Source organism: Janthinobacterium sp. Bl 1, from assembly GCF_058215535.1.
This window is the reverse complement of sequence record NZ_CM177086.1, coordinates 5,055,714-5,081,850: the sequence shown is the minus strand read 5'-3', so window position 1 is coordinate 5,081,850 and position 26,137 is coordinate 5,055,714. Positions and strand designations below refer to the sequence as shown.

Genomic DNA, 26,137 nt, shown 5'->3' with positions numbered 1-26,137 from the left:
CCTGTTTGCTGATGCGCTAGCGGCGTACAGTCGACGCCTTGGCACGCGCTTGGGCCGATGGCCTGACTGCGCGTTGACGCACCTCAAAGAATGGCGTCTTGCCTGGCCTTACGGCGATGGCGGACCAGTCGTTGTCGATGCTGACGTGGCCCAGGTTGCCTTTCCAGCTGATTTTCGGCCCGCCTGCCTTGGCCGCGGCCTTTTTACTTTTCCCTTCCTTGCCGTCCGCGTCGCCATCGCGCTGGGTATCGACCAATAACACCTTGCCGCTGAACTTCTTCGCCAGGGTACGGACCTGCTTGCGCGGTCCGGCAAAGCCATCCTGTTTTGAGCTGAAGCTGGGCAGCAGCGAATTGTCGTCTTCGTCCAGCACGCCCATGTCGCCGTCGGAAAACAGCACGATGCCGTCGAGTTTCTTGCGCTGCGCCATGGCGAACAGGCGCTGCAGCCAGGAACGGTTGGCGACCAGACGGTCTTCGAATTCGCTGTTGCGTCCCGCTTCCGGCAGGAAATGGTTGTTATTCGCGGGCAGGTTGATGGTGGCAAACAGCACGCCGCCATATTCCCAGTGGGCGTTTTCCGCATAGCTGCGGAACTTCGCCGTCGATGACAGCCGCGACAGGGTCAGCTTGCGCTGGCCCAGGCTCTGGTCGTCGGCGAAATACACGTCGCGCAAGCGGTTCAGGCGTTCGATGGCGTTGACCCTGCCGCGCGAATTGCGGCAGTTGGCCCAATCGCTGGCCGACAGCGAGACGATCAGCGGCGGGCCGCTGGCGTCGAGCAAGTCCTTGCGCTGGCTGTACAGCTTGTCGCTGCACGATTCGCTGGCCGCCTTGATGCCGGTGGCCACGACGAAAGATGCATTGAAGGCGCTCGTGTCGGCGATGGCTTTTTTCAGGGGGCCATCGTCCGGTCCGGCGTTGAAGGAATGGCCCAGCACGGCAAATTCGAAGCCGGCCTGGTCGCTCTGGGCGGCCAGCGCCGCTTGCCATGGCAGGCTGGCAGCCAGCAAGCCGGCGGCCAGCAGGTGTATCGTGCCGCGCCGGCAGGTCATGCGGCGGCCAGCCGTTTCAACTGATACAGCTGCTCGAGCGCATCGCGTGGCGTGAGCGCATCGGGATCGAGGTCGGCGATGGCGTCGAGCAAGGCTTGCTGTGCCGCATTCAGCGCGGCCAGCGGCGCCGATGCTTCTTCTTCTTCTTCCTCTTGCGCATACGGATCGGCTGCCGGCGCGGCGAACAGGTCGCGCTGCGGCGTGGCGTCGAGCGCCTGCGCTTCCAGGCGCGCCAGGTGCTTGCGCGCGGCCTTGATCACGGGCTGTGGCACGCCGGCCAGTTGCGCCACCTGCAAGCCGTAGCTTTGCGAGGCAGGGCCCGGCTGCACGGCGTGCAGGAAGACGATGCTGTCCTTGTGCTCGACGGCCGACAGATGCACGTTGGCGGCGCTCGGGTGGCTGTCCGGCAGTTGCGTCAGCTCAAAGTAATGCGTGGCGAACAGGGTGAAGCTGCGGCTCGTATCGATCAGGTGGCGCGCGATGGCCCATGCCAGCGCCAGGCCGTCGAAGGTCGAGGTGCCGCGGCCCACTTCATCCATCAGCACCAGCGAGTGCTCGGTGGCGCCGTTCAAAATGGCTGCCGATTCCGTCATTTCCACCATGAAGGTCGAGCGTCCGCCCGCCAGATCGTCGGTGGCGCCGATACGCGTGAAGATACGGTCGATGGGGCCGATGGTGGCAGACGCGGCCGGCACGTAGCTGCCCACGTAGGCCAGCAGGGTGATCAAGGCCACCTGGCGCATGAAGGTCGATTTACCGCCCATGTTCGGACCGGTGATCAGGAGCAGACGGCGTTCGTTGACGAAGCGGCAATCGTTGGCGATGAAGCGCTCGATCTGCTTTTCCACCACGGGGTGGCGGCCTTCGACGATGTTGATGCACGGCTCGTCGACCAGTTGCGGCGCAGCCCAGTTGTGCTGTTGCGCATGTTCCGTCAGCGCATTCAGGGTGTCGAGCTGGGCCAGGCCCTGCGAGATCGTCTGCAAGGTGCCGATGTGCGGCGCCAGGTCGGCCAGCAGCAGGTCGTACAGCATCTTTTCGCGCACGAGGGCCTTGTCTTGCGCCGACAGGGCCTTGTCTTCGAACACCTTCAATTCCGGCGTGATGTAGCGCTCGGCGTTTTTCAGGGTCTGGCGGCGGCGATAGTCGTCGGGCACCTTGTCCGTCTGGCCGTGCGTGACTTCAATATAGAAGCCGTGCACCTTGTTGTATTCCACGCGCAGGTTGGCGATGCCCGTGCGGGCCCGTTCGCGCGTCTCCAGGTCGAGCAGGAACTGGCCCGCGTTTTCCGACAGCGCGCGCAATTCATCGAGTTCGGCATCGAAACCGGTGGCAAACACACCGCCGTCGCGCACCATGGCGGCCGGTTCCTGCGCCACGGCGCGCACCAGCAAGTCCAGGCAGGCAACAGGCGTGGCCAAGGCTGTGTGGATGGCGGCCAGCAAGCCGGTTTCTCCGCCCTGGCCAGGACCATAACAACGCACGACGTCGCCGCGCAGGGCCGGCAGTTGCAGCAGGCCATCGCGCAGGGCGGCCAAGTCGCGCGGACGCGCCGACAGCAGCGCGATGCGCGTGGTGATGCGTTCGATATCGGGTACTTGCGCCAGGGTGGCGGCGAGCGGGCCGGCCGCTTCGCTTTGCGCCAGCGCGGCGATCGCTTCATGGCGCGCGCGCGCCACCTTCTGATCGCGCCGTGCATGGTGCAGCCAGTGGCGCAGCATGCGCGAACCCATCGCTGTGCGGCAATGATCCAGCAGGGAAAATAAAGTGGGCGATTCCTGGCCGCGAATGGTTTCCGTCAGTTCCAGGTTGCGGCGCGTGGCCGCGTCCAGACCGATGAACTCGCTTTCCGTTTCCGTCGTCAGCGAGCGCACGTGCTGCAGACCGCGTCCCTGCGTCGACTGCGCATAGCGCAGCAGCGCGCCGGCCGCGCCGAACGCGGCGCCCAGGCCATCGGCGCCAAAGCCCGTCAAGGTCGCCACGCCCAGCTGATCGAGCAGGGCCTTGTGGCCGCCCACCACGTCGAAATGCCAGTCCGGCACGCGGTTGATGTGTGTGCCCGCATAGTCGTCGAACAGGCTGCCATTGTCGCCGCTCAAGATTTCAGCCGGCACGATGCGTTCCAGTTCCTGCTGCAAGCGTACGGCCACGGTGCTGCTGTCGCCGGAAAACTCCATCAGTTTCAAGGCGCCGCTGGCCAGCGACAGCCAGGCCAGACCCGTGGTCACCGTCTTGCGCTGCGTGATGCTGCACATGGCCAGCAGCGGACGCTCGGCCTTCTCTGGCAGCAAGTCCGCATCCGTCAGGGTGCCGGGCGTGACCACGCGCATGACCTTGCGTTCAACGGGGCCCTTGCTGGTGGCCGGGTCACCGATCTGTTCGCAAATGGCCACCGACTCGCCCAGCTTGACCAGCTTGGCCAGATAACCGTCCAGCGAATGAAACGGCACGCCGCACATCTTGATCGGATTGCCACTGGCCACGCCGCGCGCCGTCAGGGTAATGCCCAGCAGGCGCGACGCTTTTTCCGCATCCTCGAAAAACAGCTCGTAGAAATCGCCCATGCGGTAGAAGACCAACATCGTCGGGTGGTTCTCCTTGATGCCTAAATATTGCTGCATCATGGGCGTGAGCTTTTCAGCCGAATTTTTCTTTGCCGCGGCGGCGTTGATTTCTTTTGGGACGGTGGTCATGTGTTCTTTGTCGTTGGTCCGGCGGCAGGGAAACGCATGCCTGCCGGGCTGTGTGTGGTGCTGTGTGCATTCAAGGCCGCGCCAGAGGGCGGAGCTTGGGTTCAAGGCCGTCATTTTACCGCTTTCGGCGGGCAGGGCGGCGTATTGCGTGCGGATGGAAAAAAGCCACGTCGGAGGAAGGGCGTGGCTTTGAAGTTGACTATGCTGTGCTCAACGGAGATAGTTATGGCAGAGATCGTGTCTGAATGGCCGAACTTAACTTGTTCACGCATGCTTCTGGCGCAATGTGCCGCGCCAGATTGGCATTGGTAAAGTATTACAGATTAGTCGTACCGCCGACTGAACTTTCCGGGTCAAAGGAAAATACGCGCAATTCTGGCGGCGAGTCTTCGCCGCGCATGATGCGTACGGTGATGACGAAAGACAATTCCCAGCGGCCGCTTGCATAGCCCACGTCCAGCGTATGTTTCCATTCCTGGCGGATATGATGCAGCGTTGGCTGGTCGGTATCACCCAGCAGTTGCTGGATTTCGAAGTCCAGTGGCAAGCTATAAGTGGCGCCTACGGCTTGCAGGAAGGGCGATGGCGGTGAGTAGATGGTAGGGACTTTCGGACCGATCTGCGTCAGTTGCGGCACGCTGATGATGCAGCAATCGATGATCTGGAACGAGCTGAAGCCGCTCTCCTTGGAGCCGCAGCAAGTCACGTCGAGATAGACATGTTGTCCCTTCTGGAAGTGTACCCCGCCCATATAGGGGCCATGGCGTGGATCGGCCGTGCCGTCGCACGAGGTGAAGCTGTAGTCGAGCTGGTTGGTAATTTGATCTGCATCAAAATGCACGGATAACTTCATCCAAGGGCTTACAGGCGTCATGTTTTACGATCTCTTTTCAGGTTAATAATAAACTGCTGGTAGCGAGCATCTCGTCGCAGGTTCAACAGATCGGGGGCTGACTCGATCAGATTGAGGGGATAGCCAAGCGTGCTGGCTTGTTGCAGCGCAGCCAGCGCTTCTCCGCGATATCCGATAAGTTCATACGTGAGGGCGGCGCGAAACTGCACGTCAGCCATTTCTGGGGCGAGACTAAGTGCGTGCTGCACGCCGGCAGTGGCGGCTTGCTTTTCTCCTGCATAGGCCTGGTAAAGCGCCAGGCGCGAAATGACGGTGACATCGTTGGGTTTGCGTTGCGACATGGGCCGTAGCAGGGCGATGGCGCGCGCATAGGATTGTTTGGACGCCTGCATTTGCGCCGGAACCCAGCGTTGTGCATCGGCCAGATTGGCCCACAGCAAGTAGATGCCGGGACTGCCCTTGGTTTCGGATACGGCATTCTCAAACGCCTGCACGGCACCCAGATAGTCGCCCTTGGCAAACAGCGTTGTTCCTAGGTTGGTGTAAAGCTCCCAGTATGGAGCGATCTGTAAGCCTTGCTGCAAGACCTGTAGCGCTTCCACATCGCGATTCAGCCTTAACAAGCGTGCGTTGAGGAAGGCATAGGTGCTGGGGGAGTGGGGCGACATGGAAATACTTTTCCGGAAGCCTTGTTCGGCACGGGGGTAGTCTCCCTGCCTATACTGCATGACGCTAAGCAAGGTTACAAACAAGCTCGCCTGTGGATAGGCCGTCATGGCCTGGTCCAGTATGGACTTGGCCAGATCGAATTTTTGGCTGGCGATGTACAGCCGTGCCTTGCAATACAAGCCGAGGAAACTGTTCGGTTCGAGATTCAGGGCGTTCGTCGTCGCATGCAACGCTTCGTCGCTCTTGCCCTGTATTTCATATACCCATGCCTTGGCGACATGCGCCAGTGCCAGTTGATTGTCTGCTTCCAGAGCCTGCCTGGCATTGATTTCAGCCCGATGTAGCCAGGTATCGTCGCGGCCCTCTCCTATATAGCGCAGGCTCGATGCGAGAGATAGCCCTGCGGCCGCCGCGGCATTATTGGGGTTGTGCTGTAACACAGTCGAGAAATGCGTGACCGCCTGTTTCTGCTAGTTGTCCTGGTCAAACGTGCGCATGGCGTCCATGCCAGCCTTCATGGATCCCACTTCGGAGTACGCTGCAGGTGCCTGGCTGGTGCTACGCCAGGACATTAAGCTCGGGGCCTGCCAAATGCGTAAGCCCAGTACAAGGATGGCGCCAGCCGCCAGCAGAGCGCGCTTGAGCGGTAGTTGTAGGCGGATGGCAATCGAAGTCGGTGGCTTGGCTGACCTTGGCGCATCGGCTACCGTATCTGCCGTTACCGGTCGTTTTGCCTGCGCCTGTATGACGTCGCGCACATCGCGCATGGTGCGTGGCCGTTCGGCCGGGTCGTGCGCCGTCATCGCGCGCACGAGGGCGTTGATGGCGGGCGGGACGGATTCTGGCAGGTCGGGCCACGGTTCCGTCGCCTGCATGTGGGCGGCGGCCAGGGCCAGGCCGTTCAGGTGGGCGAAGTGGCGCTGGCCGGCCAGCATTTCGTACAGCATGGCGCCCAAGGCATACACGTCGCCGCGCGTGTCGGGCAGGCGGCCCATCAGGCGCTCGGGCGCCATGTAGGCGATCGTGCCTTGCAAGTCGCACAGGGTCGTCGTTTGCGTGGCTTGCGGGTCGATGTGGCGGGCCAGGCCGAAATCGAGGATGCGCACTTGACCGTCCGCTTCCAGCATCAGGTTCGACGGTTTCAGGTCGCCGTGCACGAGGTCCATGGCGTGCGCTTCGTCCATCGCGTCGGCGATCTGGTAGGCGACGTCGAGCGCCGTTTGCAGGTCCGCCTTGCCGCTGTGCATGAACTGGCCCAGGGTCTGGCCTTCGACCAGTTCCATGATGATGGACTGGCCCGTGCCCTGGCCCTCGATGGCGAAGATGCGCACGAAGGCCGCATGCTTGAGCGAAGCGGCCAGGCGCGCTTCATTGATCAGTTTTTCCGGATGCAGCACGTCGGCTTGCGGTTTCAGGCGCTTCAGCGCCACGCTACGGCACAGCTTGGCATCCCAAGCTTCGAATACATGGCCGAAACCGCCTTCGCCCAGCAAGCGGCGCACTTCATAGTGCCCGCTGATCGTGTCGTCTTGCAGTGGGGGCTGACGCAGGGAGTCGAGCAGTTCCATATACCTTGGCTTCAGAGTGCATCAACACGGGCGTCAAGCATCGAAAAGGGGTAATGCGATGATTGAATGCCCAAGATGATTGATTTTGAGTAACTTCCTGATTTAAAACGATTGTTTAAAATAAGTCAATTAATATTGGCAAGGAGTGAACAGAAACTGCTGGCAGTCGCCTTTGCGCATTTCTGCCGCAGGCATGCGCGGTTACGCCACACAGGCATCGATGGCCGTGCCCAGCTTGTCGACGATCTCATCGACGTGGCTGGCGTCGATGATGTAGGGCGGCGCCAGCAGGATGTGGTCGCCGTGCAGGCCGTCGATGGTGCCGCCCATGGGATAGCACATCAGTCCGGCTTGCATGGCTTGCGCCTTGATGCGCGCGTGCAGGCGGCGGGCCGGGTCGAACGGCTGTTTGGTATGGCGGTCCCGCACCAGTTCCAGTCCCAGGAACAGGCCGCGGCCGCGGATGTCGCCCACGTGCGCGTGGCCGTCGAAACGCTGGCGCAGGCGCTCTTGCAGCAAGCCGCCCATGGCGCGCACGTTGGCCAGTAAATCGCGCTCCTCGATCTGCCGCTGCACGGCCAGGGCGGCGGCGCAGGCCGTGGCGTGGCCGATATACGTGTGGCCGTGCTGGAAGAAGCCCGTGCCGGCGCGGACGGTGTCGCGGATGTCTGTCGATACCATCACGGCGCCGATGGGCTGGTAGCCGGCACCGAGGCCCTTGGCGATGCAGATCAGGTCGGCCGTGATGCCTTCCTGTTCGCAGGCAAACAGGCTGCCCGTGCGCCCCATGCCGCACATGACTTCGTCGAGGATCAGCAGGATGCCGTGGCGCTGGCAGATCTCGCGCATGCGCGCAAAATAGCCGGCGACGGCGGGCAGGGCGCCTGCCGTGGCGCCGACGACGGGTTCGGCGATGAAGGCCATGACGTTGTCCGCGCCCAGCTCGGCGATATTGTCTTCCAGTTCCTGGCCCAGGCGCGCCACGTAGTCGCCGTCCGTTTCATGCGCCTGCTGGTCGCGCCAGGCGTAGCACGGGGAAACGTGGGTCACGCCTATCAGCAGCGGCTCGAACTGCTGGCGGCGCCAGGCGTTGCCGCCCGTGGCCAGCGCGCCCAGCGTATTGCCGTGGTAGCTCTGGCGGCGCGCGATGACGTGGCGGCGCTGCGGCTGGCCCCGTTCCACGAAATACTGGCGCGCCAGCTTGAGCGCGCTTTCCACCGCCTCCGAACCGCCCGAGACGAAATACACGCTGTCGATGCCGGCTGGTGCCCGGGCGACGAGGAAATCTGCCAGCTGCTCCATCGGCTCGCTGGTGAAAAACGAGCTGTGCGCGTACGCCAGCGTGGCAATCTGCTGCTGCACGGCGGCGATCACTGCCGCATCCGAATGACCGAGACAGGAGACGGCCGCGCCGCCGCAGGCGTCCAGGTAGCGCTTGCCATCGGCATCGATCAGGTAGGGGCCATCGCCGCCCACGGCGACGGGATAGCTGGTACTCAAGCTGCGGTGGAAGACATGGCTCATGGCATCGCTTTCTTATCGGCAAGTGGGATGGCCGATTATAGGAGGCGTTGCGCCGCATTGCAACGATTGATGTATTTGTTTTTAATTTACATCATTTGATGTTTTTGCGTAGGCGCCCAGCGCCCGTAGCTTGCTTTCCGCCGCGCCGATGGCAGTGACGGCATCGGGCCCGGCGCGCGCCACCAGCAGTTCCACCAGGCTTTCCACGGCCGCGACGCCGGCCACGATGGAAGGGAAGAACGAAGGGCTGTCGACGGCGATGACGATGCTGGCGTCAGCCTGCAGGGCCAGCGGCGACATGGCGCTGTCGCTGATGGCGACCACGTGGCAGCCGGCCATGCGCGCCGCCTGCGCCACCAGCAGCGTTTCGCTCGAATACGGCGCGAAGCTGACGACGACGACGGCTTCGCCCGCCTGCAGGGCGCGCAAGTCCATTTCCAGGGTGCCGCCCTGGCCGCTCAGCAGTTGAACGCTGGGGCGCAGCAGCCGGTACAGATAATGCAGGGTATAGGCGATCGGGTGGGCGGCGCGAAAGCCGGCCACGTGCACGCGGGGCGCCGCCTGCAGCAGAGCGGCGGCCCCGTCCAGCGCGGCGTGGTTGGCGCTTTCCGTGGCGGCCAGGTTGCGCTGCTGCACCGTGAAAACTTCGGTGACCAGATTGCCCTCCTTGCCCACCAGCGCGCCGGCTTTTTCCGCGTAGCCGGCCGGCCCCGCGCGCAGGCGTTCGACGAAGATGGCTTTCAGTTCGGGCCAGCCGGCAAAGCCCAGTTGCTGCGCCAGGCGCACGAGGGCGGCCGACTGCACTTGTGCGCGCGCGGCGATGCTGCGCATCGATGACACGGCTACTTCGTCAGGATGGTCGGCCAGGTAACGGGCGCCGGCCTGGAATTGCGGGCTCAGTTCCGCATGGCGCGCCTTGATCAGGTCCATCAGTGCCGCATAGGAATCGTGGGGTGTCGCTGCCTGCATCGCCGTGCCTCATTGAATAGGTTGCGGCGATGGTACAGGATTCGTCAGCGGGCCGGTAGCGGCGCGCTGTGTGCCCGGGCGGCCGTGCGCGGGCGCAGGCGGGCAAACAGGTGCGGCCCGGCCGGTTTGCGGTGCGGTCCCGTCGTCAGCACGCGCAGAGCGGTAGGCAGCGGCACGTCGTGGCAGTGCAAAAACAGGGCGGCGGCGCCCGTGCCGGCCATTTCCTGCAAGGCCAGCGCATGCTCCACCAGCGCCGCCGTGCGCATGTCGAGCCGCACCGGGATGTCGGGTTGAAATAACTGTATGTCGACGTGCCGTGCATCGCGCATGCTGTCCCCGCCGGGTTCGATGGTCAGACTGCCAGCATAAAAGCGCCCCGGCACCGCCACTTTGCGTTAAATCAATTCCTGTGTCGGATAGATTCCACAAGGCAAAAAAAACGCCAACCGTTGCCGGCTGGCGCTGAAACTCCTCAAGGAAGAAGACATGTATTCCAACGACGTTTCGACGCCTGACAAAACCATCGCGAGCGGCAGTGATTTGTGGCCGAGAAGCGCAGCGGCACTGTCGTGCCGTGAGCATCGCCGGCCGCAAAGCGCGCCGCGCAGCCGGTTTGGTCAGGGTCCATCACAAGCTCCAGCGTACGGATAAACCCACGACCTTGTCGTAGCGCCGCACATCTCGCACGTAGTCCGGCGTGTCGTGGTAGTCGCGATAGGTCGAGTCGAGCAGGTTGTTCGCGTCCAGGGTCACCGTGGTGTTCGGGTTGAGCTTGTACGAAACCGATGCGTCCAGGGTCTTGGTGGGCGCCACGGTCAGGTGGATGCCCTTGCCGCGGTAGTTGTAGTCGTCGACGTATTTGTCGCGCCAGCTGTAGGCCAGGCGCGCCGACCACGGTCCCTGTTCGTACAGGCCGACGATATTGGCCGACCACTTCGACATGCCCGTGAACGGGTGCACGCTGCCATTCAATTCTTCCAGTTCGCCCGTCATGTAGGTGGCGTTCGCTTGCAGGCCCAGGCCGCTCATCCAGCCTGGCAGCTTGTCGTAGAACTGCTGGTACGCCATTTCCAGGCCTTGCAGATGGCCTTTCGAGGTGTTGCGCGGACGCGTGATGTCGTACTCGATGCCGCCATACGTTTCCTTGGCCGAACCGGACAGGATGTAGTTCTTGAAGTTGTGGCGGAACACGGTGGCCGTGACGGAACCCGTCTGCGCGAAATACCATTCCAGCGCCACGTCGAGGTTCTTGCCTTCCACGGGTTTCAGGTCGGGGTTGCCGCCGCTGCCCGTCGGGCGCACCATCTCCAGGCTCTGGCCCAGGCTTACGCCGGGGTTGAAGTCGGCAAAATTCGGGCGCTGCACGGCCTTGCCGGCCGTCATGCGGGCGATCAGGTCCTGGCGCAGCATGGCTTTCAAGGTCATGCTGGGCAGCACGTCCGTGTCCGAGGTTTTGACGCGCACGGGCGTGACGATGCCGTTTTGCGAGGAATTGCCTTGCAAATCCTGCTTGGTCTGCACCACGCGCACGCCCAAGGTGCCGTCGACCGGTACCTGCGCCAGGTCAAAGCCGATGCGCGCCTTGCCGTAGACGGCATTGGTTTTTTCCACATCCTTGTAGTGGGTCATCGGATCGTCGGGGCTGCGTTCGCTGCTGCCCGTAAACAGCTGGCGCAGCGCGGCCGTGTTGTTGAGCATGAAGTCGCGGCACGGCGTGAGCCAGCTTTGCAGGCCGAAGTTGCCCGTGTTCTCGTGCGAGGCGCAGGCCAGGCCAGGAATCGCGTCCGCAGTCATGATCGACGTCAGCCCGCCCTGGCCATTTTTTTCGCGGATCGATTCGGCCTTGCGCTTGGCCAGGCGCACGCCGCCCGAAAATTCGCGGAAGAAGCCCGTGCTGTCCATGTCGTAGGTGACGTCGCCGCGCCAGTCGGTCGAGCTGCCTTCGTCGTGGCTGTGATTGTCGTAGAAACCGAGCAAGGTGTAGTTCTTCGGATCGAGCATGTTGTAGCCGGGGTAGCTGATCTGCGCGCCGCCGTTCACGTTCGTGCTGCCGATGATGCTGGTCGGATGGGCGAGAAAGTCGAGGATGGGAAATTCGCGCTCGAAGTTGCTGACCGTGCGCGCCAGTTCCGTCGTGGCGCGCAGCTGCGGCGTGATGTCCCAGCGCGCGCCGATGGCGCCTTGCGAACCGATCGATCGGTCGCGCCGCGCCTGGGTCGAGCCCAGCGTGAACGGCGACCATGGGCCGTCGATCTTGCCCACCGTGGCCGCCTGATTGGTGCCGGGGATCAGGGTGATGTCGGGGTTCTGGCCCCAGGGCAGCGAACCAACGAAGAACTGGCTGTCGAACGCGTGCTTGATCAGGGTTGACATGCCTTCCGCATACACTTCCACCTGCGAGTTCGGGCGCCACTGGAAGGCGGCGTTGGCCGCGTAGCGCTTGCGGTCGCCCACGGTCGGGATCATGCCGACGGAATCGGGACCCGTGATGTTGCCCGCTTCCGGGCGCTTGACGGGTTCGGCGTTCCAGATCGTCTCGTCATAGTATCTGCCGCGCTGGTAGGACAGGCCGAGCAGGGCGCCGAATTCGCCGTATTGGGTCTTCCAGCGGTTCGAGACCATGCCGCTGACGTTCGGGTCCGTCGAGCCGGACTTGTCGCGGTGTTCGGCGCGCACGTTGCCCGATGCCGTAAAACCCTTGAAGTCGAACGGGCGGTTGGTGCGTACGTCGATCACGCCGGCCGTGCCGCCTTCGACCATGTCGGCGCCCTGCGATTTGTACACGTCCACGCGCTGCAGCATGGCCGTCGGAATATCGGCCAGGTACAGGCTGCGGCCCACGGACGTGAACATTTCGCGGCCGTTGAGCAGGGTCACCACGCCAGGCAAGCCGCGGATGATGACGGTACCGGCTTCGCCGCCTTCGCGGCGGACCTGCACGCCCGTCACGCGGCCGAGGATTTCAGCCACGTTCTTGTCGGGGAATTTGCCGATTTCATCGGCGACGATGGAGTCGACCACCTGGTCGCTGTTTTTCTTGATCGTCTGCGCGCTCTGTGCCGCCCTGCGCACGCCCGTGACGGCGACGACGGCGATGCCGCCATTGTCGGCCGCCGCCGCTGCCGGTACCGTTTCTGCCACTGGCGTTTCCACGGCGGGCGCCTGTTGCGCCCAGACGGAGGCGCTGCTCAGCAGGCCTGCGCCGGCCAGGGCGGCTACCGTCGCCTTCAAGGTCAAGCGTGTATTTTGTCGGGGCGTGCGGGTGCCCGTTGCCATCAATTGCATCATCTTGTCTCCACCTGTATTTTAGTTATGTTGAGAACGCTGCGGCAGTTGCCGCCAGAGCTGGAACTGGCTCAGGAAGCATGGTAGGGGCGAATGACTTTGCGCCACAAATGACTTCTTTTGCGATGTCCATATCAATTCCGGTATCCCTGCCGCATCCATGCACGTGCCGGCCTTGCCCGTTCTTCACACGTGGCGAAAATAGTTTTGTATTTTTTGCCGGTGGCGGCGTTGAGGTAGCGATGCAGCGGCACCAGATGGGGCGTCGCCATCCCACTCAATGAAAGGAAGCACCATGTTGGCATCCACTATCACCGAACCGTTGCTGCGGCACTTGCAAGCGGACGGATATCAGGCGCAGATCGACAGCGATGGCGATATCGTTTTCCGTTTCGAAGGCATGGGCTATGTCCTGTGCTTTGACGCCGATGACGCGCAATTTGGGAAACTGCTGTTGCCGAATGTGTGGACTATCGATACGCCGGAAGAGTTGCTGCGCGTGCGTGCCGCGCTCGATGAAGTCAACCGCCGCATCAAGCTGGTGAAAGGCCATGTGCAGCGCGGTCAGGTATGGTTTTGCATCGAGATGCTGCTGCTCGAACAGCAGCACTGGACGCATTTCCTCGCGCGTGCCACCCGCGCCATCGCGCATGCGGCGACGCTGTTTGCCAGCGAGATGCGGGCCGGCGCGCTGGCTGCGCAGACGATCGGGAAAGCCGGCGCCGACTGAGGCGCAGGGATGAAAAAGGGCGGCCCGCAGGCCGCCCTCATATGCCCTCAGGCTGCGTTTACGCTTCGGCCACGCGCTTGGCGATGTGCGCCAGCGCTTCTTCCACCTGGTCGATCAGGATCAGGCACAGGTCGCCTTCGCCGAGGCGCGCCAAGGCCTTGTCGATGGCGACGAATTCGCCGTTGATTTCATCGATATGGCTGGTGCGCTTGGCGCCGTTCAAACCCTGGCGCAGCAATGCCACCACTTCGCCGTCGGCGCGTCCGCGCTGGCATTGATCCTGGTACAGCAGCACGTCGTCGAAGGCGGCGCCGAGGATTTCCGTCTGCTGGCGGATGTCTTCGTCGCGGCGGTCGCCGGCGCCGCTGATGACCACCGAGCGGCGCTTGGCCGGCATGCTTTCCACGGCCTGCACCAGTGCCAGGATGGCGTCCGGATTGTGGCCGTAGTCGGCGATCAGGGTGGCGCCCTTGTAATCGAACACGTTGAAGCGGCCCGGCGCATTGTCGGCTTCATTGGCAAAGGTTTTCAGGCCCAGCGCGATGGTTTTCCAGTCCAGGCCCACGGCCCAGGCGGCGGCCAGCGACGCCATGACGTTGTCGACCTGGAAGCCGATGGCGCCGTTGCGCGTGATCGGTACCTGCGACAGGGCGATTTCGTGGCGCTCCTTGCCTTGCGCCGCGACCAGCTTGCCGTCTTCCACGTACACGACGCGGTTGCCCTGCGCGCGGTGCGTGGCCATCACAGGATGGGTCTTGTCGGCGGCGAAGAAGGTCACCGTGCCGCTGCAATTCTTGGCCATGCGGGCCACGGCCGGATCGGTGGCGTTCAACACGGCCACGCCACTGTCGGCCACGTTCTGCACGATCACGCGCTTCAGGACCGCGAGGTCTTCCACGGTGGTGATGTAGTTCAGGCCCAGGTGGTCGCCCGCGCCGATGTTGGTGACGACGGCGACCTGGCAGCGGTCGAAGGCCAGGCCTTCGCGCAGCATGCCGCCGCGCGCCGTTTCGAACACGGCCGCGTCGACGTCCGGGTGCAGCAGCACGTTGCGCGCGCTGCGCGGGCCGCTGCAGTCGCCGCTGTCGATCTGGCGTCCTTCGATGTACACGCCATCCGTGTTGGTCATGCCCGTGCGCAGGCCGGAAGCCGTCAGCAGGTGGGCGATCAGGCGCACGGTGGTGGTCTTGCCGTTGGTGCCGGTGACGGCAACGACGGGAATGCGGCCATCGTCACCCTCGGCGAACATGGCGGCGATGATGGCTTCACCCACGGGGCGTGGCTTGCCGAACGACGGCGCCAGGTGCATGCGCAGGCCCGGCGCGGCGTTCACTTCGACGATGCCCGCGTTCTGCTCTTCCAGCGGTTTCAGAATGCTGTCGGAAACCACGTCCACGCCGCAGATATCGAGGCCCACCATGTGCGCGGCCGCGACGGCGCGCGCCGCCACTTCCGGGTGCACGTCGACGGTGACGTCGGTGGCCGAGCCGCCCGTCGACAGGTTGGCGTTATTGCGCAGGATGACGCGCTGGCCGACCGGCGGCACGGAGTCGGCCACATAGCCCTGCTTGGCCAGGCTGGCCAGGGCGATGTCGTCGAAGCGGATCTTCGTCAGCGAGGTGGCGTGGCCGCTGCCGCGGCGCGGGTCCAGGTTGACCTGGTCGACCAGTTCGCGCACCGTGTGCTGGCCGTCGCCCACCACTTGCGGCGGGTCGCGGCGGGCCGCCGCCACCATCTTGTTGCCGATGACGAGCAAGCGGAAATCGTGGCCGGGCAGATAGCGTTCGACGAGGATATCGTCGCGGAATTCCTGCGCCGCGAGGAAGCCGGCCGTCAGCTGTTCGCGCGTGGTGACGTTGACGGTGACGCCCTTGCCTTGGTTGCCATCCTTCGGTTTCACGACGACGGGCAGGCCGATCTCGCAGGCGGCGGCCCAGGCATCGTCCGCATCGACGGCGACGCGGCCTTGCGGCACGGGCACGCCAGCCGAATCGAGCAGTTTTTTCGTCAGTTCCTTGTCTTGCGCGATGGCTTCGGCGATCGCGCTGGTGCCGTCCATTTCGGCGGCCTGGATCTTGCGCTGCTTGCTGCCCCAGCCGAACGTCACGAGGCTGCCTTCGGTCAGGCGGCGGAACGGGATGTTGCGGGCCACGGCCGCGTTGACGATGGCGCCCGTCGATGGACCAAGGCGCACGTCTTCATCGAGTTCCTGCAACTGGTGCAGGGCGCCGGCCAGGTCGAACGGCGCATCGTCGAGCGCGGCGCGGCACAACTGCTGCGCCAGTTCCAGCGCCAGGCGGCCGACGGCTTCTTCCGAGTATTCGACGACGACCTGGAAGATGCCCGTTTCCAGGGTCGGCGTGGTGCGGCTGAAGGTGACGGGGCAGCCAGCTTGCGCCTGCAGGCCCAGCGCCGCCAGTTCCAGCACCTGCGCCATCGGCGCGGCGTTGTAGTTGCCCAGCGGTTGCAGCGGGCTCAGTTGCGGGAAGAGGGCGCGCAGGCGGGCTTCGAAGCCGGGCAGCTGGGCGATGTCGAGTTCCTGCGTGGTGCAGGAAACAATGGCTTCCACGGCGGTGTCGTGGCTCCAGAGGTTAGGGCCACGCAAGGCCCGTACGCGAGATACTTCCATAATTAAACCGTAATCCTGTTGTGTTCTTGTGGGCCCGGCCGTCCTGGCCGGGCTTGAGTGCTGCTTTGCCTTAGTTGCCGATTAGTTGCCGATGCAGCCAGGTGCCGCGTCAAAGGTGCGCAGGCCAGCGCAAATCAAATCGACGGGCAGGTTCAAGGCCCAGGCGGCGGCGGCGACGGCCAGCACGCTGTCGACATTGCCGGCCGTGGCCGGTTTCAGCAAGTCCAGGCACAGCAACACCGTTTCGATGCCGCCTTCGGCCAGCACGATGTGGTTGCCGCGCACGAATACGGCGCGCTGGCCGGCGGCCAGTTGCGCCGCGATGGCTGGCAAGCCGCCATCCTGCGCATACAGGGTCACCGTGCCGTCGCACAGTTCGGCCAGCTCCAGCACGTGCGCGTTGGCGGCGTTGAGCACGGCCACGCCCGTCGGCACCACCACGTCGACCTGGCTGCGCACGGCCTTGTACAGGCCCGCTTCGTCCAGCACGTCGAAATCCTTGACGCTATCGAGGCTGCCCATGTCCGTGACGACGCCGATCTGGCATTTGTCGTAGGCCAGGCCTTCTGCCAGGATCATGCGCGGATTGCTCTCGAACAGGGCCGTCTGCACGGTGCGGTTGAGCAGCAAACGCTGGCCCGCGTCCCAGTTCACGCAATCGCTGCTGACGACACGGCGCTGGTCCAGGTACATGCCTTCGCTGCAGACGGCGCCCGTGTGCAGGCCGGACAGGTTGAGCAGCTTGCACAGCATGCGCACGATCAGGCTGGCGCCGCGCGTGCCCGTCACCCCGATCAGCGGAATACGGCCCGTTTCCTCTGGCGCGAACAGGTGGTCGACGATGGCCGCGCCGACAGGGCGGGGCTGGCCCACGCCCGGCTTGATATGCGCCAGCAGGCCAGGGCTGGCATTGACTTCGATGATGGCGCCGCGCTGCTCTTCCAGCGGACGCGTGATGTCGGTGGTGACCAGGTCGATGCCGGCGATATCGAGGCCGACCACGCGCGCGGCCAGCAGGGCCGCATGCACGACGGACGGATGCACGTCGTCCGTGACGTCGATGGCCACGTTGCCGTTCGGCTGGATCAGCACTTTCTGGCCCGCCTGCGGCACGGACATGGCGGTCATGCCCTGGCGCTGCAGTTCCAGCACGATTTCGCCCGACTCGTGCGGCTTGACGGTACCCAGTGGGAAATCTTCGCCTTCGCCGCGGCGCGGGTCGGTATTGATCTGCGTGTTGACCAGTTCCAGCACGGTCGAGACGCCGTCGCCGTCGACCCACAGCGATTCGCCCTTGGCGGCCGCGATCAGCTTGTTGCCGACGACGAGCAGACGGTGTTCGTCGCCCGTGATGAAGCTTTCCACCAGCACGGCCGAGCTGTCGCCCTTGCGCGCGGCCAGCTCGTAGGCGGCCTTCACGTCGCTTTCCGTCATCAGGTTCAGCGACACGCCGCGGCCATGGTTGCCGTCATACGGCTTGACGACGACGGGCACGCCGATGTCTTGCGCTTCTTCCCAGGCCGCCTCGGCGCTGCGCACCAGGCTGCCTTCAGGGACGCGCACGCCGCACGATTTGAGCAGGAATTTGGTCAGATCCTTGTCGCTGGCGATGCCTTCGGCGATCGCGCTGGTGCGGTCCGTTTCTGCCGTCCAGATGCGGCGCTGCGCGGCGCCGTGGCCCAGCTGCACCAGGTTGCCGTCGTTCAGGCGCAGCGAAGGGATGCGGCGCTCGGTGGCCGCATCGACGATGCTGGCCGTGCTCGGGCCCAGGCAGCGCGCGTCGACCATGTCGCGCAGGGGCGCCAGTGCCGCTTCCAGGTCGTAGGCTTCATCGTTGATGGCGGCCATCAGCAGTTCGCGCGCGGCGGCCAAAGCTGCGCGGCCCACGTGCTCTTCGCGCGTGCGGAAGGCCATCTTGTAGACGCCGCGCTGGCTGGTCGAGCGCGTCTGGCCGAAGCCCGTGCGCATGCCTGCCAGGTTTTGCAGTTCCAGCACCACGTGCTCGAGGATGTGGGCCGACCACGTGCCTTCGCGCAGGCGCTCGAAAAAGCCGCCCCGTTCGCCCACGCCGCAGCGGTGCTCGATCATGCCGGGCAGCCACGCCACCAGGCGCTCGTACAGGCCGGGCAGGGTATTGGATGGATAGTCTTCCAGTTCGCCGATATCGACCCAGGCTTCAATCACCGGGCGGTAAGTCCAGATGTTGGGGCCGCGCAAGTGGGTGACGCGGGCAAATTCGATGTTCTTCTTCTTGATCATGTAAGTGGTTTCTTGATAACAAGCCAGGCGTCTGGGCGCCAGATACTTTATGTTGGCTCTACAGAGTCTTTTCAGGCTCTTGCTTGGTTCTTTATCCCGGGTATGCGCAGTGTGCCACTTTTAGCGGCCTCTTGTCGCGTTTGCTGCCCTTATTCTGCTGGTGTTGTCATTCTAATTGTTACTAATTGTTGCCGTACTTGTTATAAAGATACCGACTCTGGGCCAAGCTGGAGCATTTGCGCAACAGCGGGCTGTTGTATACTTGCTCCTGTACGACGGACGCTGATTTTTTTGCGCCGTTTTGCCATCATTCCTTACCGGCAGGCATCCATTCGATACAATACAGGAAATTGCCACTGGTGCATCCACCTCGCCATCGCGCAGTACACAAACATTGATCGGGCGTCTGCCCCATCCCCCAAATCCCGCCCTGAAGGGCTTGGCCTCGAGCCGGAGTATGCTTTACGATGACAACTGAACTGAGTGTTCCTGCAACAACTATTCCCCTCACATCGCTGCCGGAACACTGGCTGGCGGAAGTGGAGAGCAACCTTTCTCCAGGGGAGAACGTTTTAAGTAGCGTTGAGGTTGACCTCGATGCGCGATTACGTTTCACAAAAGGCATAATAGTTGTCACCGAGAAGCGTTTGCTGGCCCGTTCGCCGGGCGATACCACCTGGAAAAGTTGGTCTTTCCGCCACGGATTGCGCCTGACGCACCATGACCACGCCGGCGTCGGCCACCTGGAATTGTTCGACGACCACGGCCGCCTGGCGTCGTGGCGCTTCACTTTGGGCCAGAACTTGCATGCGATCCGCGTGCTGGAACAGTTCGTCGAGCGCCTCGACAGCCACCTGACGGGCCAGCCCGTGCTGGAAGCGGAGCAGGAAGTCTGCCCCAGCTGCAAGGCGCCTTTGGAGCCGGAGCAGGAAGAATGCCCGATCTGCGCCAAGGTGCTGCACACGCCGCCATCGACCTGGACCCTGTTCCGCCTGTGGCGCTTCGCCCATCCCTACCGTGGCCAGCTGGCCCTGGGCTTCATGCTGATGCTGCTGAGTACGGCCGCGCACATGATTCCACCGTATCTGACGGCGCCGCTGATGGACAATGTGCTGATCCCGTATCAGAACGGCAAGCATATCGACCCATGGCTGGTCGTGTATTACATGAGCGGCTTGCTCGGTTCGGCCCTGCTGGCCTGGCTGCTGGGCTGGGGCAAGACCTATGTGCTGGCCCTGGTGTCCGAACGCATGGGCGCCGACTTGCGCTCGGCCACGTATGAACACCTGATGAAACTGTCACTGGAATTTTTCGGCGGCAAGCGCACGGGCGACCTGATGGCGCGTATCGGCAGCGGCAGCGACCGCATCTGTGTCTTCCTGTCACTGCATTTGCTCGATTTCGCTTCCGACGTACTGATGATCATCATGACGGGCGTCATTTTGTGGTCGATGAATCCATGGCTGGCCATCATGACCCTGGCGCCGCTGCCCTTCATCGCCTGGATGATCCACCTGGTGCGCGACCGCTTGCGTACGGGCTTTGAAAAGATCGACCGCGTGTGGAGCGAAGTGACCAACGTGCTGGCCGATACGATTCCCGGCATCCGCGTGGTGAAGGCGTTTGCGCAGGAAAAACGCGAAGCGGCCCGCTTCCGCGACGCCAACGCGCACAACCTGGCTGTCAACGACAAATTGAACAAGGTCTGGTCGCTGTTCTCGCCCACCGTATCGTTCCTGACGGAGATGGGCTTGCTGGTCATCTGGTGCTTCGGCATCTGGCAACTGTCGCGCGGCGAAATCACCGTCGGCGTGCTGACCGCCTTCATCGCCTACAGCACGCGTTTCTATGGCCGCCTCGACTCGATGAGCCGCATCGTCTCCGTGACGCAGAAATCGGCGTCGGCCGCCAAGCGCATCTTCGACATCCTCGACCACGTGTCCAGCGTGCCGGAACCGGCGCAACCGGTGAAACTGGACAAGATCGAAGGACGCATCGACTTGCGCGAAGTCGGTTTCCGCTATGGCAACCGGGCCGTCAACCGCGGCATTACCCTGAACATCAAGGCGGGCGAGATGATCGGCCTCGTGGGCCACAGCGGTTCGGGCAAGAGCACCCTGGTCAACCTGATCTGCCGTTTCTACGACGTCTCGGAAGGCGCGATTCTGCTCGACGGCGTCGACATCCGCTCGTTTGCCGTGTCCGACTACCGCCGCAATATCGGCCTGGTGCTGCAGGAGCCGTTCCTGTTCTTCGGCACCATCGCGGAAAATATCGCCTACGGCAAGCCGCACGCGACGCGCCAGGACATCATCGCCGCCGCGCGCGCCGCGCATGCGCACGAATTCATCCTGCGCCTGCCGCAAGGCTACGATTCGATGGTGGGCGAGCGTGGCCAGGGATTGTCCGGCGGCGAACGCCAGCGCATCTCGATCGCCCGCGCCCTGCTGATCGACCCGCGCATCCTGATCATGGATGAAGCGACATCGTCGGTCGATTCGGAAACGGAAAAAGAGATTCAAAAGGCGCTGGACAACCTGGTGCAGGGCCGCACGACAATCGCCATCGCGCACAGGCTGTCGACCTTGCACCGGGCCGACCGCCTGGTGGTGCTGGACCGTGGGCAGGTCGTCGAAGTGGGCAGTCACGATGAACTGATGGCGAAAGAGGGCGCCTATTTCCGCCTCTACGAAGCACAGGCGCGCAACAACGAACTCGCCCTGGATGACAAGGAATAAGCATGGCCAGTACAACTTTTACATTAAGCCGCGACACCTTCGGCAAGCTGGTGATGACGGACGCGGACGGCCAGGTCTTTGAAGGTGTGGCGCCCGTGCGCGCCTTCCCCATCCAGTCGCCCGACGAAGGCATTTCGCTGGTGCTGGGCAATGGCAAGGAAGTGGCGTGGATCGACCGCATCGACGCCTTGCCTGAGCCGGCGCGCAGCCTGCTGCAGGAAGAGCTGGAAGGGCGCGAATTCATGCCCGAGATCGCGCGCGTGAAAAGCGTTTCCAGCTTTGCCACGCCCTGCACCTGGTATGTCGATACGGACCGGGGCGAGACGCAGTTCGTGCTGAAAGGCGAGGAAGACATCCGCCGCATCGGCGCCACGTCGCTCTTGATCGCCGACAACCACGGCATCCACTTTTTGATACGCGACATGTTCAATATCGACAAGACGACGCGCAAGATTTTGGATCGCTTCCTGTAAGCGTTGGACTTGCCTGAAAACCGCTGCCTGCAGCGGTTTTTTTTCGTCTGCCGGGCATGAAAAAGCCGCACAGGAGTGCGGCTTTCGTGGGTAGCACCGGCAGCCATTTCAGGCCGCCGGGGATGGTGCTGCATTACATGAACTTGTAGCCTGCGCCGATGTAGAAGTAACGGCCGCGCACGTTGTACAGCTGGGCAAAGCCCAGGGTGCCATACTGGTTGCTGGCACCCGTCGCGCTAAATGGTGGCATCTTGTCGAACAGGTTCTTGATACCGGCCGTGAAGGTCAGGTTTTGCATCGCCACGTACTGGCCCGTCAGATCCACTTCCGTGTGCGAAGGAATCGTGCGGGTGCCCGGCTTGATTTCGTCGCGGCGCAAGGGCGAGTCGATCATGTCGCCCGTCGTGCGGATGACCAGGGAACCGGACATATTGTCCTTTTCCAGGCTGGCAGTGAACGTGTTGCGGTACTTCGGATTCATGAACGTCTTCAGCGTGCTTTGCACCGGATCGGTTTCCGTATCCTGCGTTTCCATGCGGGTGTAGATGGTGGACGCATTGCGGATCGTGAACTTGCCGAACATCGTTTGCGGCGACGTGTAGCGCAAGTCCGTATCGAAACCCTGCACTTCGGTCGTGGCCAGGTTCTGGTTGTTCAGCAGGATGCGCGCGTCGCCATTTTTGATTTCCACGTTGCCGCGCTCGATTGCCTTCAGTTCCGACAGGGTGCCGATCTCGTTCTTCTTGTTGATCTTGAAGTAGTCGATGCTGACCGTCAGCGAGTTCACTGGCGAGAACACCATGCCCAGGTTGTAGGTCTTGCCCGTTTCAGGTTTCAAGTCCTTGTTGGAACCGGAGACCTCGTAGTAGGAGAAGTTGGTGCAATTGCCGGCGATCGAAGGGAAGGCTTTGCAGATATCAGTATCGTTGGTCGTGTAGGCGCCCGCATCGACGCCGCCAAACATCTGTTTCAACGATGGCGCCAGGTAGCTCCCCGCATACGAACCACGGAACATCAGGTTGTTCAGCGGTTGGTAGCGCAATGCCAGTTTCGGGCTGGTTTTGCTGCCGACATTTGAGATATCGTCATAGCGCACGGCCACTTGCGCTTCGACGTTTTTCAGGAAGGGAATCGACAGTTCGCCGAAGATGCCCTTGGAATTGCGGTCCGCCTTCACGGCAGCCTGCTGGATGCTGCCGAAGACCAGGTTATCGATTTGGTTCTGGTCGGGCTGGTCGCTCAGCGTTTCCTTGTTGTAGGACACGCCGACGGCGTAAGCCATCGCGCCGCCTGCCAGGTCCATGATCGGCGCCGATGCCTTGGCATTGAAGAAGGTCAGTTCCGACTTGCCGGCGCGCGTAGGCGTGAGACGGATCTTGTCGACGGCGGCCTGCGGGTTGTCGGTGCGGGTCGGGTCGATCGTGCCATTGGCGATCGCTTCGTTGAACAGATCCGACTGCGCATAGTTCGAATCGCGGTTGGTGGCCTTGCTCACGCCCTTGCCGATGGCGACGTCCCAGTCGATGCCGCGCGTCGTGCCTTCCAGGCCCGTCGAGAACTGGGTCATCGTACCCTTGCGGTTGGTCTGGCGCGGGCCCATTTGCATGAAGCGGCCGGCAACGATCTTGCCATTGGACACGAAGTTGCCAGGCGCAGGCTGGGACGAGAAGTCGTCCTTGCTTTCGGAATAGGTAAATTCCGCGAACGCGCGAATGCTGTCGCTGATTTTCAGGCTGCCGATCAGCATGCCGCTGGCGCGGTCGGCGCCGTTGGTCGAGGTCAGCAAGGTCTTGTTGACGTCGAAACGGCAGGAACCGGCGCTCAAATCGCCCGGTGGACAAGGCACGAGGGTGCCGCCGCCGGCAATGTTGCCGCTAGGATGGAAGCCGCTGCGGCCATCCGGACCGCCAAAGCGGCGGAAGTCGGCCGAACTGGTCAGGTCGCGGTCCTTGCGGTAGATCGGATCGCGCTTGAACACGTCGACCGTGGCCAGCACGTTGAAGCCCTGGGTGTCATAGTTGCCAAAACCGTACACGAGGTTGGCCGTCTTTTCCTTGGCGTCCGAACGCGAGCTTTGGCCGTAGCTGGTTTTCGCTTCCAGGCCTTGGTAGTTCTTTTTGGTGATGAAGTTCATCACGCCGGCAACGGCATCGGCGCCATAAATGGCCGAACCGCCGTCCTTCAGGATTTCAATGCGTTCCAGCGCGCTCAGCGGGATGGCGTTGACGTCAACCGCGGCGCCCGCGCCCGAACCGTCAGCCAGCGCATTGGTCGGCAGGCGGCGGCCATTCAACAGGATCAGCACGTTGCGTTCGCTCAAGCCGCGCATCTTGATGTTGGTGGTGCCGGAACCGGAAGGCGAGCTGGCGCTCAGTTCGCCCTGGTCATTGATGTCGATGGAAGCCAGGTTCCGCACCAGTTCAGCGACGCTGGTGGCGCCCGTGCGCTCGATATCTTTCTTGCTGTAGATTTCCACCGGTGCGGCCGTTTCGGCATCCACGCGCTTGATGGCGGAACCGGTGACGACCACACGCTGCACTTTTTCCTCGCCAGCCTTGGCTTCCTGCGCCTGGACGGCCTGGTGCATGAAACCTGCGCTCATGACCAAAGTGCCGGCAAACATCATGCGCAAGGATTTGCTCAATTTCTTTTCAATCATTGTCCATCCTCCAACTAGGAAACTTTAGTTTCCTTAGGGTTTTATGTAGCTATTTGAAAGTATTTTCAAAATGACTATGTTTACAAATTTAGTATTTTAAATTTGCAATTCATCAGACCATTTTTTGATCTTGACTGTCAAGAACTGCCGGGTATTTGTTCAGGTGCATGGCACGAGGCAGAATGAAGGTGGATGAATTTTATTTGTGGCAAGCAGGAAAGTATTAAATTTCAATTGTTAAATAAATTAAATTTGAAATTATGTTCAATTATCATTGAAAGTTTGGTCTTTGCTGATCGCCTGTCTAGACAGCTGTGGTTTTTTTGTGACAATGTCGGGGGTGAACAAGGTGGGCAGCAGGACAAAAAAAAGCCGCCCGGCAAGGGCGGCTGGCGGTTGGGAAAGGCACTTATTACTGAAACGCTACTTCCGCAAAGCTGCGCAATTTCCGGCTGTGCAGCCTGTCCACGCCCTGGCGGCGCAGCAGTTCCACGGCACGGATGCCGATGCGCAGATGCTGGTCGACGCGCTCGCGGTAGAAGTGATTGGCCATGCCGGGCAGCTTGATTTCGCCGTGCAGCGGCTTGTCGCTCACGCACAGCAGGGTGCCGTAGGGGACGCGGAAACGGAAGCCGTTGGCGGCGATCGTCGCGCTCTCCATGTCCAGCGCGATGGCGCGGCTCTGGCTGAAACGGCGCTCCGGCGTGCGCTGCGGCAGCAATTCCCAGTTGCGGTTGTCCGTGCTGGCCACGGTTCCCGTGCGCATGATGTGTTTCAGGTCATGCCCCGTCAGCTGGGTGATTTCCGCCACGGCCGTTTGCAGCGCCTGCTGGATTTCCGCCAGCGGCGGGATCGGCACCCACAGCGGCAAGTCTTCGTCGAGCACGTGGTCTTCGCGTACATACGCATGCGCCAGCACGTAGTCGCCCAGGCTTTGCGTGGTGCGCAAGCCGGCGCAATGACCGAGCATCAGCCAGGCGTGCGGGCGCAGCACGGCGATATGGTCGGTGATGGTCTTCGCATTGGCGGGACCCACGCCGATATTGACCATGGTGATGCCGCTGCCGTCCGCGCGCAGTAAATGGTAGGCGGGCATCTGCGGCAGGCGCGGCGGCGCGGCGCCCAGCGCATCCTCGCTTTCGACCGTCTGGCCGACCCGGCGCGTGACCACGTTGCCCGGTTCGACAAAGGCGATGTAGCCGTCGTCGTCCGATGGCGCGGCCGCATCGGGTGCGCGGTCCATCATGGCGTGGCCCAGGCGGATGAATTCGTCGATGTAGAACTGGTAATTGGTGAACAGGACGAAGTTCTGGAAGTGCTGCGGCGACGTGCCGCTGTAGTGGCGCAAGCGCTGCAGCGAATAATCGACGCGCGGTCCCGTGAACAGCGACAGCGGCTGCGCTTCGCCATGCGCCGGTTCGTGCGTGCCGTTGGCGATGCCGTCGTCCATGGCCGACAGGTCGGGCAGGTCGAACAGGTCGCGCATGGCCAGGCGGCGGCCCGCATCCATATTGCCTTCGATATGGTCATGCTCGGCGAACGAGAAATGCACGGGGATGGGCTGGGCGCTCACGCCCACTTCCAGGTGCACCTTCTGGCCGCTGTTATGGTTTTTCAGCAGCAGGGTGAACTGGTCCAGGTAGTAATCGCCGAACAGGTCGGGGCGCGTCAAGGTGGTTTCAAACACGCCGGGGCCGGCGACAAAACCGTAGGCCAGCGGCGAGTCGGCGCGCGCCACGGTGTCCGTCTGGATGCGCACGAAGGGGTAGCAGGCACGCACACGTTCGTGCATGTCTTCGCCGGCGACAAAGCGCTGCAGCGCATCGCGCAAGTGTTCGATGCTGCTGCGGTAAATGGCTTGCACCTGTTCCAGCGCCAGGCGTGGATCGTCGAAGCGGGAGGAGGCGATGAAGGGGGGCGTAAGCAAGCGGATTCTCCTTGTGGCGGTTCGTGCATACCATTGTAAGGCAGCAGGGCCAGTCGTGTTGCCGCTCGTGTGGGTCCATGGTTGGGTGCTTGACGAATTCAAATAGA

Annotated in this window: 16 protein-coding genes; 3 read left to right on the top strand and 13 right to left on the bottom strand. The window is 62.7% G+C overall.

From position 1 onward, the window contains the following. Nucleotides 1–16: 16 nt before the first annotated feature. The 9 genes from AC4BCN_RS22880 to AC4BCN_RS22840 form a co-directional block, all read right to left on the bottom strand. A complete protein-coding gene (locus AC4BCN_RS22880; RefSeq protein ID WP_338679450.1) occupies nucleotides 17–1,054 on the bottom strand; it encodes a hypothetical protein in 1,038 nt (345 codons plus the stop codon). Beyond that, the gene (mutS, locus tag AC4BCN_RS22875) at nucleotides 1,051–3,747 is read right to left on the bottom strand and encodes a DNA mismatch repair protein MutS (protein ID WP_490491819.1); all 2,697 of its coding nucleotides are present in this window, start codon (nucleotides 3,745–3,747) and stop codon (nucleotides 1,051–1,053) included. The genes AC4BCN_RS22880 and mutS overlap by 4 nt, the downstream gene beginning before the upstream one ends. Before the next feature lie 316 nt (nucleotides 3,748–4,063). Further along, nucleotides 4,064–4,621: a hypothetical protein gene (locus AC4BCN_RS22870; protein WP_490491818.1), complete on the bottom strand. Its 558-nt coding sequence runs from the start codon at nucleotides 4,619–4,621 to the stop codon at nucleotides 4,064–4,066. Then, on the bottom strand, nucleotides 4,618–5,709 hold the full coding sequence (locus AC4BCN_RS22865) for a hypothetical protein (RefSeq protein ID WP_490491817.1): 1,092 nt from the start codon (nucleotides 5,707–5,709) through the stop codon (nucleotides 4,618–4,620). Before AC4BCN_RS22865 ends, AC4BCN_RS22870 begins: the two co-directional genes overlap by 4 nt. A gap of 30 nt (nucleotides 5,710–5,739) precedes the next feature. Continuing rightward, nucleotides 5,740–6,837, bottom strand: coding sequence for a serine/threonine-protein kinase (locus AC4BCN_RS22860; RefSeq protein ID WP_490491816.1), 1,098 nt, complete (start codon nucleotides 6,835–6,837; stop codon nucleotides 5,740–5,742). 201 nt (nucleotides 6,838–7,038) lie between these two features. Beyond that, nucleotides 7,039–8,361: an aspartate aminotransferase family protein gene (locus tag AC4BCN_RS22855; RefSeq protein WP_490491815.1), complete on the bottom strand. Its 1,323-nt coding sequence runs from the start codon at nucleotides 8,359–8,361 to the stop codon at nucleotides 7,039–7,041. An 81-nt stretch (nucleotides 8,362–8,442) separates the two neighbouring features. Further along, nucleotides 8,443–9,330, bottom strand: a complete 888-nt coding sequence (locus AC4BCN_RS22850; protein ID WP_490491814.1) for a MurR/RpiR family transcriptional regulator — start codon at nucleotides 9,328–9,330, stop codon at nucleotides 8,443–8,445. Between the two features lie 44 nt (nucleotides 9,331–9,374). Continuing rightward, nucleotides 9,375–9,659: a hypothetical protein gene (locus AC4BCN_RS22845; protein WP_490491813.1), complete on the bottom strand. Its 285-nt coding sequence runs from the start codon at nucleotides 9,657–9,659 to the stop codon at nucleotides 9,375–9,377. Nucleotides 9,660–9,957: 298 nt separating this feature from the next. Next, the gene (locus tag AC4BCN_RS22840) at nucleotides 9,958–12,618 is read right to left on the bottom strand and encodes a TonB-dependent receptor (protein WP_490491812.1); all 2,661 of its coding nucleotides are present in this window, start codon (nucleotides 12,616–12,618) and stop codon (nucleotides 9,958–9,960) included. Between the two features lie 292 nt (nucleotides 12,619–12,910). Between AC4BCN_RS22840 and AC4BCN_RS22835 the strand changes: the two genes are divergently transcribed. Then, nucleotides 12,911–13,345 carry a hypothetical protein gene (locus AC4BCN_RS22835; RefSeq protein WP_490491811.1) on the top strand — a complete coding sequence of 145 codons (435 nt, stop codon included), beginning with the start codon at nucleotides 12,911–12,913 and terminating at the stop codon, nucleotides 13,343–13,345. A 58-nt stretch (nucleotides 13,346–13,403) separates the two neighbouring features. Here AC4BCN_RS22835 and cphA read toward each other — a convergent pair whose 3' ends face one another. Together cphA and AC4BCN_RS22825 are read right to left on the bottom strand one after the other, a co-directional pair. Further along, complete coding sequence (cphA, locus tag AC4BCN_RS22830) at nucleotides 13,404–15,974, bottom strand: cyanophycin synthetase (protein ID WP_490491810.1); 2,571 nt, start codon at nucleotides 15,972–15,974, stop codon at nucleotides 13,404–13,406. An 81-nt stretch (nucleotides 15,975–16,055) separates the two neighbouring features. Further along, a complete protein-coding gene (locus AC4BCN_RS22825; RefSeq protein WP_490491809.1) occupies nucleotides 16,056–18,233 on the bottom strand; it encodes a cyanophycin synthetase in 2,178 nt (725 codons plus the stop codon). A gap of 467 nt (nucleotides 18,234–18,700) precedes the next feature. Between AC4BCN_RS22825 and AC4BCN_RS22820 the strand changes: the two genes are divergently transcribed. Continuing rightward, nucleotides 18,701–20,971: a cyanophycin metabolism-associated ABC transporter gene (locus AC4BCN_RS22820; RefSeq protein WP_080698525.1), complete on the top strand. Its 2,271-nt coding sequence runs from the start codon at nucleotides 18,701–18,703 to the stop codon at nucleotides 20,969–20,971. Between the two features lie 2 nt (nucleotides 20,972–20,973). Continuing rightward, nucleotides 20,974–21,444, top strand: a complete 471-nt coding sequence (locus AC4BCN_RS22815) for a cyanophycin metabolism-associated DUF1854 family protein (RefSeq protein WP_139091544.1) — start codon at nucleotides 20,974–20,976, stop codon at nucleotides 21,442–21,444. Nucleotides 21,445–21,577: 133 nt separating this feature from the next. Here AC4BCN_RS22815 and AC4BCN_RS22810 read toward each other — a convergent pair whose 3' ends face one another. Both AC4BCN_RS22810 and AC4BCN_RS22805 read right to left on the bottom strand, forming a co-directional pair. Next, nucleotides 21,578–24,103 carry a TonB-dependent receptor gene (locus tag AC4BCN_RS22810; RefSeq protein WP_338679439.1) on the bottom strand — a complete coding sequence of 842 codons (2,526 nt, stop codon included), beginning with the start codon at nucleotides 24,101–24,103 and terminating at the stop codon, nucleotides 21,578–21,580. 412 nt (nucleotides 24,104–24,515) lie between these two features. Continuing rightward, nucleotides 24,516–26,030, bottom strand: a complete 1,515-nt coding sequence (locus AC4BCN_RS22805) for an AMP nucleosidase (RefSeq protein WP_034750639.1) — start codon at nucleotides 26,028–26,030, stop codon at nucleotides 24,516–24,518. Nucleotides 26,031–26,137 lie beyond the last annotated feature (107 nt).

Bases quoted from the DNA above. Each gene is read 5' to 3' on its own strand.
- AC4BCN_RS22815 (WP_139091544.1), top strand. From the start codon at position 20,974: ATGGCCAGTACAACTTTTACATTAAGCCGCGACACCTTCGGCAAGCTG.
- AC4BCN_RS22845 (WP_490491813.1), bottom strand. From the start codon at position 9,659: ATGCGCGATGCACGGCACGTCGACATACAGTTATTTCAACCCGACATC.
- AC4BCN_RS22880 (WP_338679450.1), bottom strand. From the start codon at position 1,054: ATGACCTGCCGGCGCGGCACGATACACCTGCTGGCCGCCGGCTTGCTG.
- cphA (WP_490491810.1), bottom strand. From the start codon at position 15,974: ATGGAAGTATCTCGCGTACGGGCCTTGCGTGGCCCTAACCTCTGGAGC.
- mutS (WP_490491819.1), bottom strand. From the start codon at position 3,747: ATGACCACCGTCCCAAAAGAAATCAACGCCGCCGCGGCAAAGAAAAAT.
- AC4BCN_RS22835 (WP_490491811.1), top strand. From the start codon at position 12,911: ATGTTGGCATCCACTATCACCGAACCGTTGCTGCGGCACTTGCAAGCG.
- AC4BCN_RS22840 (WP_490491812.1), bottom strand. From the start codon at position 12,618: ATGATGCAATTGATGGCAACGGGCACCCGCACGCCCCGACAAAATACA.
- AC4BCN_RS22870 (WP_490491818.1), bottom strand. From the start codon at position 4,621: ATGACGCCTGTAAGCCCTTGGATGAAGTTATCCGTGCATTTTGATGCA.
- AC4BCN_RS22810 (WP_338679439.1), bottom strand. From the start codon at position 24,103: ATGATTGAAAAGAAATTGAGCAAATCCTTGCGCATGATGTTTGCCGGC.
- AC4BCN_RS22825 (WP_490491809.1), bottom strand. From the start codon at position 18,233: ATGATCAAGAAGAAGAACATCGAATTTGCCCGCGTCACCCACTTGCGC.
- AC4BCN_RS22855 (WP_490491815.1), bottom strand. From the start codon at position 8,361: ATGAGCCATGTCTTCCACCGCAGCTTGAGTACCAGCTATCCCGTCGCC.
- AC4BCN_RS22860 (WP_490491816.1), bottom strand. From the start codon at position 6,837: ATGGAACTGCTCGACTCCCTGCGTCAGCCCCCACTGCAAGACGACACG.
- AC4BCN_RS22820 (WP_080698525.1), top strand. From the start codon at position 18,701: ATGACAACTGAACTGAGTGTTCCTGCAACAACTATTCCCCTCACATCG.
- AC4BCN_RS22850 (WP_490491814.1), bottom strand. From the start codon at position 9,330: ATGCAGGCAGCGACACCCCACGATTCCTATGCGGCACTGATGGACCTG.